The sequence below is a fragment of the Acinetobacter sp. A3 genome (assembly GCF_012371415.1).
Taxonomy (GTDB): domain Bacteria; phylum Pseudomonadota; class Gammaproteobacteria; order Pseudomonadales; family Moraxellaceae; genus Acinetobacter.
This window is the reverse complement of the sequence record NZ_JAAZQW010000006.1, coordinates 34,022-47,704: the sequence shown is the minus strand read 5'-3', so window position 1 is coordinate 47,704 and position 13,683 is coordinate 34,022. Positions and strand designations below refer to the sequence as shown.

Here is a 13,683-nt window from a genome sequence, read left to right as displayed (position 1 = left end):
TAGTGACTATTTCAGTATGCACAGGCCATGGGCACTTCAGCAAATCACTCATATAAGTGCACATAGTCTATCTATTATTTTAACTGATCCTTGTAGTAATTCGTTAAACTGTCACGTCTAGCCACTACATTGGCGCACAAGTTGAATCTGTCTACACATATATGCACACGCTCACTTCTTCTTCGCTATTTTGGGTCTTTCTACAATTGGGCTGCTTGTCTTTTGGGGGGCCTGCAGCACACTTGGTATTTTTCCATCAACGCTTTGTGCAACAGCTCAAATGGTTAGATGAAGCACAATATGCCCAAGTTGTGGCACTGGCTCAACTTTTACCAGGCCCAACCAGTAGTCAGGTGGGTTTAGCGATTGGTTATTTACAAAAAGGCTATTGGGGGGCAGTACTTGCATGGCTTGGTTTTACTTTACCTTCTGCTGTGTTCATGGCTTTAGTTGCAGTACTCGGACATCAATATTTAGAAGTGCTTTCTTCAGATAGTTTCCACACGATTCAACTGATTGTTTTAGCCGTCGTGGCTTGGGCATTTTGGCAAATGTTAGGCAGTTTTTGTAAAACTATTTGGCAATACGCCTTAATGCTGGCTGCAGCTGTTTTTATTTATTTTGTGCCTTTTAGTTTGAATCAAGTCTTGGTGATTTTGCTTGCAGCAGTTTTGGGTATATGGATGGCAAAACAGACGCCAACGAATGTTCAAAATACAGATGCAACTCAAACGAGCTTTACTGCAAATCACATCATTCAGCATCGTAAATACGCCATATTTTGGGGTGGGCTGTTTGTTGCACCGTTTATCATATTAACAGGACTCAACTGGTTCACGCCAAATTTGCTTTATGCCGCCAACTTAAGTTTCTATCAAGCAGCCTCTTTGGTGTTTGGTGGTGGCCACGTTATTTTACCCTTGTTACATCAAGATTTTGTCAGTACTGGTTTAGTAAGCGCAGAACAATTTGATTTGGGTTATGCCATGGCACAATTAGTTCCAGGCCCATTATTTAGTTTTGCTACTTATTTGGGCAGTTTAGTTCCCATGACGGACATGATGTGGCTCAATGCTGTTTTAGCGACTTTGGCCATTTTCCTGCCTTCTTTCTTTTTGGTTTTTGCTACCTTGCCGTATTGGTCTTGGTTAATGCAGCAAGTTTATATTCGTCATGCCGTTACAGGTATTAATGCCGCGGTGGTTGGGCTATTGCTCTACATGGTGGTGGAAATGGCACAACGCTATGTACTGAATTTCTATGACCTTATTTTTGTTGCCCTCGTGATTGTGCTGTTAAAGTCAAAATTACCCGTTTGGCTGAGTCTGATGGGAAGCTTCCTGCTCTATACTGTGTTATTGAATTTTATTGCTTAGGCTATTTTTAAGATTCACTTAAACCAATGCCTGTAGCATAGCGTTCGAGTGTAAAGGCACTCTCACCGTTATATATCGCCATAAAAAATGCCAGCTCATGTGAACTGGCATTTTATTTTGCAATCTATCTACAACTGAACAGCTTAACCTGCAAAGAATTTCAAAATAGACTGAATCACAGCGACGTTAATCAAGTCGACAAAGAAAGCGCCACACAACGGCACAATCAAGAATGCTTTATAAGAGGGGCCATACATATTGGTAATGGCTTGCATATTAGCAACCGCGGTAGGTGTTGCTCCCATCCCAAAACCACAGTGCCCTGCGGCCAATACCGCTGCATCGTAGTTTTTACCCATAATGCGGAACGTGATAAAAGCCGCATATAACGCCATGGTGATGGTTTGCGCACCTAAAATCACCATCAACGGACCTGCTAAATCTGCCAATTGCCACAATTTAAGCGACAACAAAGCCATCGCCAAATATAAAGACAACGACGCATTTCCAAACACATCAATCGCACGGTCAAAAATATTGACTTTAAAAATACTTTCCAAGACATTACGCAGAATCACACCGCCCGCCAATGCCCAAACGAAAGTTGGCAATTCAAACATAGTACCTTTGGCAGCGCCCGTCATAAACTCGGCAAATGCCAAACACGCTGCAAATAAACCCAAAGTGGTAATGGCATTATCTGCTGTGATTAAACGCACCTGATGCGGATATTCAAATGGAATAAACTCATTAGAGTCTTGATCTGCAGGCGTATTGTCACGTTTTTCAATTTGTTCTTCAGTACGTGGTACGGCCAATTGATGACGGTTGATTAAGGTTTTGGCTAAAGGGCCACCAATCAAACCACCAATGATCAAACCAAAGGTTGCACTGGCCATACCTAATGCCAACGCCCCTTGAATACCATACTGGGTTTCAAAAATTTCGCCCCACGCACCCGCAGTACCATGACCACCCGTTAAGGTAACTGAACCTGCAATTAAACCAATTAGTGGATCAATACCTAATAATGTTGCAAGACTAATGCCGACAAAGTTTTGCAGCACAATAAATGTGGAAATTGCAATCAAGAAAATAATTAAACCAATTCCGCCCTGACGCAATTTTGTAAAGTTCGCGCTTAAACCAATCGAGGCGAAGAAAATCAGCATAAAACTAGTTTGTAATGCGCTACTGATGGTAATGCTATAACCCCAAAATTGATGCACCAACAATGAAACAATTGCGGCAACCAAACCACCTGCAACAGGTTCAGGAATGTTATAGCGTTTTAAAAAATCAATTTTATTAACCAAAAACCGTCCTAAGAGCAGGACGATGACCGCAGCAATCAGCGTATAAAACGCATTAAAAGTAAATTCCATGGCAATATCCATATAGTGATTGCAGATTATTTTTTAATATGATGAAGAGCTGTCTATGCAAACCAAAGCATTTGCATCAGCATAACTCTAAATCAACTAAAAAATGCCGCAATATAAAGTATGTAAGCAGTATCGTATTTGACCGATGTTTAAGATGTATGCGTTTCACTGAGCCAACCCAATCCTTAGGTTTCACTCAAGCATTATGATCTGCGTTTGCCTAGAACAGAAGAAAAGAAAGACAAAAGACAGCAATTTCACTTTCGGGGTGACTTCGAGTGCAAACAACTGAATCGGCTTAAGACTGAGAGGTAATCTCATATAAGCTCCAAGATATCTGAGGTGGATAAATACCTTGCGATAAAGATATTCAATCACTTGATAAAAAACAGCAAGATTAAAGGTCGAACATTATGCATTTTTTTTGACAAAAAGCTGCTATTTTCTGCGTTATTTCTATAAATTTTATTGATTGTTTTCAACTATAAGTGCAAGTTACAGCATTTTATAAAAGTGAATAAAATTTAAGTTACTGAATTAATATCATAAATTTCAGACATAAAAAACAGAGCTTAAAATTAAGCTCTGTTTTGGATTTTGCTCAAAAGTAGCGACTTAGAAGCTATAACGCGCCATAAAGCCTACGCGGTCATCACTGAATTTTTCACCAGCAAATGTTTTACGTTCACCATTAATGTATTCGATACCTAAATCAACTGGTTTTACAGGTGAATAGATAAAGTTAATCCACGCTTGTTGTACTTTCTCGTTAGCACCATCATTTAAACGCGCATAGTCTGTACCATCATCTGCAAATAAAGCACCATAAGCTAAAGTTGAACGCAGTTGTGGTGAGAACTTATAAGTAGCACCCACTTGTACACCAATCGTTTCATTCTGCTCAATGTTCTTATTAGCATCAAGTTCATACGCCGAGTTATTGCCATATAAGTAGTTGCTGTTACCTTGTACATAAGATACATCAGCAGACACTTTTAATGGTTCTGAAACTTGGTAGTTGGTACCTGCAGCCACACCCCAACCTGTTTTATCATCACCAGAAGTAGCTTTATAATGTTCTACCAATGCACGTGCAGAAGCAGAACCTTTACCTTCTGCATAAGCTTGAGTCACTTTTGCCGTTAAATTTGGTACACGATAAGTAATATCAGTACCAGAACTATTACCCTCTTCAGCAGAAACGAATAATTGTGTCGCAGGCGCTAATTTATAGTTGTAGCGTACTTGCGGCACACGTGCTGTACCACCACCAATATTCGTGGCAAAGTCAATCATTTCTGGTGCATGATTAGACAAGAAATTCGATGTAGTTTGACCGAATAACCAGTTATTTAAAGTCAAATAAGCATGACGGATACGTAAGTTTTCTGATTTGTCATTATCAGCACTTGCAAAATCAACTTCGATTTTACCACCAAGTTTGTTGTCACCCATTGGCGTACTAAAATCTAAACCTAAACGCGTAACTTTTGGTGTAGCGCGTAATTTATCTTTTACGTTATTTTCACCTGTTTTGTGAGTAACGTTAAAATCATTATCCGCACCATCAATAATATAGTTTGCGTCCCCACGGATCGAACCATAAATAGATACGTCTGCACCAGATTTAGACTTTAAGCTGCTTAATGCACTTGCAGGTGCAGCAGGTTTCGCCTGTTGTACTTGGGCAATTTGAGTTTGCTGCTGTTGTTGTACTTGCTGTTGTTGCTGAATTAACGATTTCAACGCTTCAACTTCTTGACGAAGTTCTTGAATTTGTTGTTGCTCAGTTTTTGCTGCGTGAGCAGTACCCACCATTAATGTTGTAACGGCAATCGCCAAACCTTTGATCATAAACTGACCGTTGAATAATTGACTCATTCATTTCTCCAAAATAAAACAACGCTGCATCCGTGCATGATGATTTTTTGAGTCATCTATCGATTTCACATCGAATTATAAAAATGGCTTAAAAATCACCACACTTTTGCCCCAATAGACAAAGACACATCAATATTAAAAATATTACAATTTGTGTCATATATTACAGCCATCAATCTATCAAGTTATTGTCTTTATTAAAATCAGTTTTCCCGCACAAATATAAATAAACGATCAAAATTTCAGATCAAAAAACAAAATAAACATATTTTTCAATTAGTTAAACAGGTGGATTATTCAACTAATTGATCATTCATTAGACTATTGTATATATTTAGGTGTAGTTAAAAGTGTAATATTCCAGCTAAAAAATCAGCGTTACAGAACAAAAAATATAATTTTTTGTTCAATTCTTAATCTAGGTCAGGCTTAATTTTAAACGTGGCTAACATACCTGCTCCTATAAACAGCAGCATCAACAGCGCCATATTCAGCAAGGCACTCCAGAACATAAAATTCAGTAATACTCCACCAATCAGACCACAAAAGAATTGTACACTGCCCATTACCGCGCTGGCAGTTCCTGCTCGTGCACCTTGACCCGCCATGGCCAGTGCCATCGCATTCGGGCCTGTAAAACCAATACCTGACACTGCTAAAAACAACCCAAGCATGACCCATATTAAATCAGCTTGTGGCAAACTCCCCGCAATTACCAACAATAATGCGCCTGTTAGTTGAATGGTGCTGCCCAGCTTTAAGCGTTGTAATACACCCAATTTTCCAATGATTTTTTTATTGATGGTTGAAAACAGCATAATGCCAACGGCATTTGCACCGAACAAGTAGGCAAATGCAGTTTCACTCAGTCCGTATTGATCCATCATGACTGCACTCGAACCGCTGATATAACAAAATAAAGCACCACCAGTTAAGCAACCTGCTAACATCGGCATGCGGAAATTTGAATCTTTTAGAATAGAACCATACAAAGTCAGCACCTGCTGAAAATTCAGGTTTAAACGGTGTTGCTTAGCTAAAGTTTCCTGAAAAAAGAAATGCACGCATATCAAACAAACCATGCCAACACAGGCCAGCACCGCAAAAATGGCTTGCCAATTCATCCATTGCAAAACCCACGCCCCTAAAGTTGGCGCAATAATCGGGGCAATGGTCATCACAATCATCATGCTTGAAAAGGCCTGTGCTGAAGTTTGTAAATCCAAACGATCACGAATTGCAGCCCGGGCGATCACCACCCCCACACAACCGCCAAGTGCCTGTAAAATACGTGACGCAATTAAACTCCATTCATTTTGAGCAAAAACGCACAATACACTAGCAACAGAAAACAACGCCAAGCCAAAATACAATGGTGGTTTACGTCCTATACGGTCACTGAGTGGGCCATAAATTAATTGCCCCAATGCCAAACCTAAAAAATAGGCAGGCAAACTATTAGCCACCATTTGGGTAGGTACACCAAACGCATTTGCCATGACAGGCAAAGCGGGCAAATACATATCAATCGACAATGGCCCAAGCGAGGTCAATAACGCCAACAACAAGATCCATGCTGTTGAATATTGCTGTGAAGATGGTTGTGGCGTACCGTTAGAACTTGGTATCGTTTTTGCTATGGTCATATTTTATGATGAAATGGCATACTTGCAGACAAGCTTACACGCTCCATAGTATGATTTGTTGGCATCAAAGATGAATTTTCACATAATTTACCTGACTCCCATAAAACCTCAGTCTAAACAGAGCATTTGCTTAAAGGAATACAGTTGAAATCTTGGCTGACACGGCTGAAACAAGCGACTTATAACACCACGTTTATGTATAACATCCGCATGCTCATTGCATTTGCGGGAACGGCATTTGTCCCCTATTTTATGGGCATGCAACTAGCCACAATTCCTCTCACGCTAGGTGTTGTGGCAGCAGGCTTAAGTGATATTGATGACCGCTTTTCAGTGCGGATTGTCAATCAGCTATATACCTATATCGGCTTTTTTATTACCGCCACCTCTATTCAGTTTTTATTTCCACATCCGGTTTTATTTGCCACAGGTTTAATTCTTTCCTGCATTGTTTTAATTCTGCTGGGTTCACTCGGTCGACGCTACGCCACTATTTCTTATGGCTGTTTAGTGGTGTCGGTCTATTCCATGCTTGGGGTAGATTTATTTGAAGAATGGTATATGCAACCACTGCTCTTGGTTGCAGGTGCTATTTGGTATGGTTTAATTTCAACCATTAGCTTTTTACTGTTCCCTGTGCGTGCAGTACAAGACAAGCTGTCGCATAGCTATGCATCTTTAGGTGACTTTTTATTTGCCAAATCCAATTTATTTGATGTCGATATGACAGCAGCAAGTTATCAGCAAAGCATCATCGACCTATCGCTCGAAAATGGTAAATTAATTGGAATTTTTAACGACTTAAAAACCGCATTGCTAACCCGCTTAAAGGGAGACCGTGGGCAAAAAGATACCCGTCGCAGTTTGCAATATTATTTTGTTGCACAGGATATTCACGAACGTGCCGACTCTGCGCATATTGACTATCAAAAACTGGCTAAAATCTTTCAGCACAGCGACATTCTGTTCCGTTTCCAACGCATTTTGTCTATTCAAGGCAAAGCCTGTAAAGACTTAAGCGAAAGTATTTTGCATCGTCAGCCGTATCTGCATAACACACGCTTTAAACATGCTTTTGAAAACTTAAAACAGTCTTTGGAAAAACTGCGAAGTGAACAGCAATACGATCAAGTCTGGATCAATGCCCTGTTTGCCTTGTATCAGAACCTAAAATCAATTGATGCACAGTTACGCAACCTTGAAACCGAACGTAATATCAAACTGGATAAAGCCAAATATATCGAACAGCAACTCAAAGATGATGATTTGAAAAACTGGGATGATATAGTCATCCGCATCAAACAGCATTTAACGCCTGAATCGGTGCTGTTTCGTCATGCTATTCGTTTATCCATTGTCTTATTAATTGGCTATGTATTTGTGCAAGTGACCAATATTGAATATGGCTATTGGATTTTACTGACTGCTCTATTCGTGATGCAGCCAAACTTTAACACCACTAAACGGCGTTTACGTTTGCGTATTATTGGAACATTGGCAGGCATTGTGGTCGGCTATGCGATTTTATATTTTGTGCCTTCTGTAGAAGGTCAATTATTGATTCTGATCATTAGCGGCATGCTGTTCTTTGAACTACGCAGTAAACAATATGCACAAGCCACAGCCTTTATGACCATTTTGGCACTCATGAATTTTAACTTGGAAGGTTTGGGTTATGCTGCCGCCATTCCACGTATGCTAGATACTTTAATTGGCTGTGCATTGGCATGGTTTGGCGTGAGCTTTATTTTCCCTGACTGGAAATTCCGCCGCCTGCCCCGTACCATTCGTCGCTCACTGACAGCTCAATGTGACTATTTGGCAGAAGTCATTGAACAATACAAACATGGACGTAACAACGGGTTAAATTATCGTGTGGTGCGTCGTGCAGCGCACAACACCGATGCCGAAGTTGCATCACTTATTTCCACCTTAGCCACCGAGCCTGACTTTGACCCCACACAAAAAGCGCAAGCCTTTGAATTTCTGTGTCTAAATCATACCTTTATTAGCTATATTGCTGCCTTAGGGGCACATCGTGACAAAGTTGAAGATCAGGAAGTCCTGCAATTGCTCGACCAAGCACTTGATAATATTCGGGGTGCATTACTCAACGATGAAATGCCAGATTTAAGTGCGCACAACATGATACAAACCATTCGTCAGCGTTTAAGCCAAAACAAGGAAGAAGATCAAAAATCCTTGATTATTTTGCAGCAATTATCCTTGATGATGAGTATTTTGCAGCAAATGAGCCGCTTAAAACAAAGTTTGAGCCATGAACACGATCAGGACGCAACAGAGCTAGCCTCTTTGTAAAGCTTGTTGCAAGTAGAGTGTGCGACATAACTTTTGCCGCATAAATGATTATTCACCGACCTTAGCATGATTTTGCGACAATATACTCACTGAATTGCTGTAATTAATGCTAAACTTTTTGCAGTTTTAAATTTGTTAGTTTCACTATGACCGCGAAAAATTTATACGCCTATACCTTACAGCCTGTGACCTATGAAGTTTCTGAAGAAGAACAGCGTCATGCGCAATTGGTCATTTGGCGCAGCACCAATAAAATTGGCATGAAAGCATGGATCATTATGGGCGTCATTGTTGCCCTATCTGTTTTAGGCATTCTGCTGTTAAAAAATTATTCTACTATTTTCTGTTGGGTTGCCATTGTCTGTGTGGTGCTTTACTTATTAGTACGCAAATACGGCTTGGAATGGTACGTCAAACGTAAAATGAATGAATTTCCTGTACAAGAAATTAAGGGCATTCGTTTAGGCGTACAACCGCATGGCATCGTCATGCGTCAGCAAATGGGCGCTCAAGAAGGTGTAGGTGCTATTGGCTGGAAAGATGTGTACGAATGGTACAACACCCCTGAATTTATTTTAATGAACTTTAAAGTAAAAGGTCAGCAAGGTGCTTATATTTTACCAAAGCGTATGGATAGCCGAAACTTCTCCTTTAATACTATTCGTAAGCACTTAACTGAATCTGCTGGCGAAGCAAAGCAAATCTAAATATCCTCTACTGAATAGCAAGCCTCTGTCCCCCGTGATGGAGGTTTTTTTTGATTAAAATTAAAACAATAAACGATAATGAGAATAAATATTATTTGCAATACGCATTACACCTGTATTATTCTTCATCACAATTCATTCTCAACACCCACGCCTTATGTTGAAAAAAACATTCTTCCAAATTCACTGGTTCCTTGGTATTACCGCTGGGCTTATTTTGTCACTCATGGGCGTGACAGGTGCAATTTATTCTTATGAACAAGAAATTCTAAAATGGATGAATCCTGAAAGTTATCAGGTACAAGTTGGGCAAACGGCCAAATTGACACCTGCTGAAATTTATGCGCATTTTCAGCAAGTACAACCCGATTATAAAATCAATAGCATTAGCATTGCCAAAGACCCTGCGGCCTCCTCAAGCATTAATATTGCCAAAGAAGGTTCAAAACGTGGGCAAAACATTCTCATTAATCCCTATTCAGCAGAAGAACTTCCAAAAGTTAAAGGACGCGAGTTTTTTCAGTTTATTCAGCAATTACACCGCAATTTAACCGTTGGGCCAGTCGGCAAACAAATCACAGGCGCATGTACGCTTATTCTGATTTTCTTTGTGTTAAGTGGTATTTATTTGCGCTGGCCAAAACGTCATTCATTCAAACAATGGTTCGCAATTAAACCCCAACTTAAAGGGCGCAATTTTATTTGGGACTTACATGCTGTTGTAGGCACATGGGTCATCATTTTTTATCTGATTTTAGCCTGTACTGGACTGTTTTGGTCTTATGATTGGTGGCGTGGTGGCATGTACAAAGTACTGGGGGTGGAACGACCACAGCCTCAGCAACAAGCTCAACCTCGAGCGAATGCCTCGAATCCAACTCAGCTTAATGCAGCATCGAGTACTCCTTCTATAGAGCAGAAATCATCAGAAAATAAAAAACCGAAAAATAATATAGATGCTGCTCAAATCCAACTTGCCTTAAATCAGGCGTGGCATCACTTCCCGCAACAATTAGGACGTGATTATTCCAACATTACCTTCAATGTGCCCAAACAAGCCAATGCGGAAATTGACATCAATTTTGTGGATGCCATTCCTCAGCATGAACGTGCACGCAACACGGCGACCTTTAATTATCAAAATACCAAGATCACTACATTACAGCTCTATGCAGACAAAAAACTTAATGAAAAAATCATGAGCAGCATGTTGCCTGTGCATCGTGGTAGTTTCTTCGGCCCGATTTATCAGTTTATGGTCATGCTGGCTTCATTAATGATGCCATTATTCTTCATTACAGGCTGGATGCTATATCTGAAACGTCGTAAACAAAAACGCTTAACTGTAGCAGCACGTCAATCGCAGCAGCAATTCAGTATTGACCCAAATGCTGAGCAATGGTTAATTGTTTATGCCACGCAAACAGGTGTAGCAGAGCAATTGGCATGGCGCACAGCAACGAGTTTGCAAGAAGCGCATCAACCTGTCACTGTCAAAGCTATTCAAGAATTGCAGACAGCTGACCTCAAAGACAATACCCAAATATTGTTTGTTGCCAGCACCTACGGCACAGGAGATGCACCCGATTTAGCCTCTAACTTTGTGAAAAAAATCATGTCACAAAGCTTAAACCTCTCTCATTTACGTTATGCAGTTTTAGCTCTAGGCTCTAAAGAATATCCTGACAGTTATTGCGATTTTGGTCATCGTCTTGCTGCATGGCTGCAACGCAATCAGGCTCAAGCTTTATTTGACACCATAGAGGTAGACAATGCCAATCCTGCCGATGTACAACGCTGGAATCAAGCGTTAGCACAGGTGACACAGCTTGAATTGCAAAGTATGCAAATTGATAAAACCTTTGATACATGGCGTTTGCAACAACGTGATTTACTCAATCCAGATAGTTTAGGTGCACCTGCATTTAATATTGAACTTGTACCGCAGCACGAAGCGCATTGGGCTGCAGGTGATATTGCCGAAATTCAACCTGGCAATAGCACGGCACGTATTCAATCCTTTTTAGCGCAACATCAACTAGATGCACAAACACTTGTGCCGAAACAGCAGCAAACGCTGCAACAATGGCTTTGGGATAAAGACTTAACTGTTCACATTCAGCCGTTTCAAAGCCTTGAAGATTTATTGGTACAACTGCCTGTACTACCAAGCCGTGAATATTCAATTGCCAGCATCCCAACTCAACAAGTTTTGCGCTTGGTGGTACGCCAACAAGCTGATGCGCAAGGAAAACTTGGCTTAGGCTCGGGGTGGCTGACTCAACATGCAGAATTGGGACAAAACATTGCCCTTCGCATTCGGAATAATCCTAGCTTCCATTTAATTGCAGATAATCGCCCAATTATTTGTATTGGTAACGGTACTGGACTTGCAGGTTTGATGAGCCTATTACACGCACGTACGCGTCTTAATTACAGCCAAAATTGGTTAATTTTTGGTGAGCGCCAACAAGCACATGATTTCTTCTATCAACGTACCATTGAAGCTTGGGTTAATACAGGCATGTTGCAACGACTTGATTTAGCCTTCTCGCGTGATCAAGATGAAAAAATTTATGTTCATCATAAATTACGTGAACACGCTGCTGAACTAAAACAGTGGATTACAAACGGTGCTGTAATTTATGTATGTGGCAGTATTCAGGGCATGGCCAGTGATGTCGATCACGCCTTACAAGATATTTTAGGCGATGACCAACTCGAACAATTACGCCTACAAGGTCGTTATCGTCGCGATGTATATTAACTCGGTATGAGAACCTTAATGTCATTCTACTGAGATCAAAAACACTCAGCCAAACATGATTTGGCTGAGTGACCAATTGGAATAAGATTTAGATATACTGATTTGCACCAATGTATTGAATTGAAGCTTATGCCACCCGCTCTATCAAGCCAAACCCACACTCAACTGAATTGGTTTAAACGTGTGCTGAGTAGCATGGTTGCACTGATTTTAGTGTTCGATGGTCTGTATTTAATCAGTTTAAAGAAAATTCATTTTGGCACAGTACTGCCCGTGGTCATTGGTATAATTTTATTGGGTTATGCCTTATTTTACAGATGGATTCAACGCAAGCTCACACAGCACTCAAATCTAAAAATATACTGGAGATTAGGCTGGGGCGTATTTTGGTTGTGGTGCATCAGCTTATTCTGTTTTTTTGCTTATATTCATTTGGGCACACAATCTCAAACATCTGCTCAACCCAATGCCAAAGTGGTCATCGTATTGGGTAGCGGGATTGAAAATGGACTTCCCTCACCAACATTAGCCAAACGGCTAGACACTGCAGCATCTTACGCACTTCAGCATCCACAAAGTTATTTGATCGTGAGTGGAGGGCCCGCCTTTACAGAGCAACTGACCGAAGCACAAGTCATGTCAAATTATTTACAACAGCATTATGCCATTACTGCATCCAGAATTATTTTAGAAACCAAAAGTACCAGTACGGCACTGAATTTACAGAATAGCCAACCACTACTTCACCACTTAGGTACAGATAAAACTCAACCGATTATAGTGGTCACCAGTGATTTTCACACCCTGCGTGCAGCTGCAATTGCTCAACGGCAGGGTTATACTCAATTCAGCATGCTCAGTGCACCTACACCACTCTATACGCGCTATAACGCATGGTTACGCGAATATTTTGCATATATCAGTGGTTGGTTGCTCAATGAATATTAAAATTCAAGCAATACAGCTTGCTTAATTGATACGAATCGAACGTGGTAATGGAATTTGCATATCTTTAAAAAATTCCGGTTTTTGCATATAAACCTGATACAAATAATTTTTCAAATCCAGTAATAATTTCTCAGGGGCAACCAATACATTCTGCCCTTCTGGACTTAAATTCATAGAAATATTGGTGCTTTCTTGACGTAAAAAAGGAATCACTTTTTCAATAAAATCTTTTAGTGAAATTTCTTGTACTTGATAGTTGGCCCAATTGTCTTTGATTAGCAATTTAGCCAAACTTTTATTTTGCCAAATTGCAAAAGCACGCTGGCCTGTGGGTGTTGCACACAATGCCCAACCATCTTCATATAAAGCAAACACATGCCCCTGAGACACCATCGTCTCAATAAATTGCTTATAAATATCTTGCGCGTTATAAGTTTGCGTTACTTGCTTAGACGCCGCTTTACGTTGATAAGGATTTCGCATAAGTCACGGATATTAATATTATTATAGATAAAAAATTCTAGGCGAATTTATAGCAATACGCAAGAAATATAAGATAAAGAAGGAGAAGAATATATGGTGGGCGCTGACGGGATCGAACCGCCGACATTCTGCTTGTAAGGCAGACGCTCTACCAACTGAGCTAAGCGCCCT

The 13,683-nt window shown here is 40.4% G+C and carries 9 protein-coding genes and 1 tRNA gene; 5 read left to right on the top strand and 5 right to left on the bottom strand.

The window, feature by feature from the left end:
- Nucleotides 1–161 precede the first annotated feature (161 nt).
- On the top strand, nucleotides 162–1,376 hold the full coding sequence (gene chrA / locus HHA42_RS03660; RefSeq protein ID WP_168417846.1) for a chromate efflux transporter: 1,215 nt from the start codon (nucleotides 162–164) through the stop codon (nucleotides 1,374–1,376).
- Nucleotides 1,377–1,519: 143 nt separating this feature from the next.
- Here chrA and gltS read toward each other — a convergent pair whose 3' ends face one another.
- The 3 genes from gltS to HHA42_RS03645 form a co-directional block, all read right to left on the bottom strand.
- The gene (gene gltS, locus HHA42_RS03655; protein ID WP_168417847.1) at nucleotides 1,520–2,761 is read right to left on the bottom strand and encodes a sodium/glutamate symporter; all 1,242 of its coding nucleotides are present in this window, start codon (nucleotides 2,759–2,761) and stop codon (nucleotides 1,520–1,522) included.
- 615 nt (nucleotides 2,762–3,376) lie between these two features.
- The gene (locus HHA42_RS03650; RefSeq protein ID WP_168417848.1) at nucleotides 3,377–4,642 is read right to left on the bottom strand and encodes a DcaP family trimeric outer membrane transporter; all 1,266 of its coding nucleotides are present in this window, start codon (nucleotides 4,640–4,642) and stop codon (nucleotides 3,377–3,379) included.
- Nucleotides 4,643–5,055: 413 nt separating this feature from the next.
- Nucleotides 5,056–6,288: a multidrug effflux MFS transporter gene (locus HHA42_RS03645; protein WP_168417849.1), complete on the bottom strand. Its 1,233-nt coding sequence runs from the start codon at nucleotides 6,286–6,288 to the stop codon at nucleotides 5,056–5,058.
- A gap of 144 nt (nucleotides 6,289–6,432) precedes the next feature.
- On the opposite strand from HHA42_RS03645, the gene yccS reads away from it, so the two are divergent.
- The 4 genes from yccS to HHA42_RS03625 all read left to right on the top strand — a co-directional run bounded on the left by yccS (nucleotide 6,433) and on the right by HHA42_RS03625 (nucleotide 13,029).
- A complete protein-coding gene (gene yccS / locus HHA42_RS03640; RefSeq protein WP_168417850.1) occupies nucleotides 6,433–8,607 on the top strand; it encodes a YccS family putative transporter in 2,175 nt (724 codons plus the stop codon).
- A 146-nt stretch (nucleotides 8,608–8,753) separates the two neighbouring features.
- Nucleotides 8,754–9,314: a YcxB family protein gene (locus HHA42_RS03635; RefSeq protein ID WP_168417851.1), complete on the top strand. Its 561-nt coding sequence runs from the start codon at nucleotides 8,754–8,756 to the stop codon at nucleotides 9,312–9,314.
- Between the two features lie 157 nt (nucleotides 9,315–9,471).
- Nucleotides 9,472–12,081 (top strand): sulfite reductase flavoprotein subunit alpha, encoded by a 2,610-nt coding sequence (locus HHA42_RS03630; protein WP_168417852.1) that lies wholly within the window; start codon nucleotides 9,472–9,474, stop codon nucleotides 12,079–12,081.
- A gap of 129 nt (nucleotides 12,082–12,210) precedes the next feature.
- Entirely contained in the window at nucleotides 12,211–13,029 is an 819-nt protein-coding gene (locus HHA42_RS03625) for a YdcF family protein (RefSeq protein WP_168417853.1), read from the top strand.
- Nucleotides 13,030–13,050: 21 nt separating this feature from the next.
- Here the strand turns inward: HHA42_RS03625 and HHA42_RS03620 are convergent, their stop codons facing one another.
- A complete protein-coding gene (locus HHA42_RS03620; RefSeq protein WP_168417854.1) occupies nucleotides 13,051–13,512 on the bottom strand; it encodes a DUF2750 domain-containing protein in 462 nt (153 codons plus the stop codon).
- A gap of 94 nt (nucleotides 13,513–13,606) precedes the next feature.
- Nucleotides 13,607–13,682: transfer RNA gene (locus HHA42_RS03615), tRNA-Val, on the bottom strand.
- Nucleotide 13,683 lies beyond the last annotated feature (1 nt).

Coding starts and splice junctions, on each gene's coding strand:
- chrA (WP_168417846.1), top strand. CDS start 162: ATGCACACGCTCACTTCTTCTTCGCTATTTTGGGTCTTTCTACAATTG.
- gltS (WP_168417847.1), bottom strand. CDS start 2,761: ATGGAATTTACTTTTAATGCGTTTTATACGCTGATTGCTGCGGTCATC.
- HHA42_RS03650 (WP_168417848.1), bottom strand. CDS start 4,642: ATGAGTCAATTATTCAACGGTCAGTTTATGATCAAAGGTTTGGCGATT.
- HHA42_RS03645 (WP_168417849.1), bottom strand. CDS start 6,288: ATGACCATAGCAAAAACGATACCAAGTTCTAACGGTACGCCACAACCA.
- HHA42_RS03635 (WP_168417851.1), top strand. CDS start 8,754: ATGACCGCGAAAAATTTATACGCCTATACCTTACAGCCTGTGACCTAT.
- HHA42_RS03630 (WP_168417852.1), top strand. CDS start 9,472: ATGTTGAAAAAAACATTCTTCCAAATTCACTGGTTCCTTGGTATTACC.
- HHA42_RS03625 (WP_168417853.1), top strand. CDS start 12,211: ATGCCACCCGCTCTATCAAGCCAAACCCACACTCAACTGAATTGGTTT.
- HHA42_RS03620 (WP_168417854.1), bottom strand. CDS start 13,512: ATGCGAAATCCTTATCAACGTAAAGCGGCGTCTAAGCAAGTAACGCAA.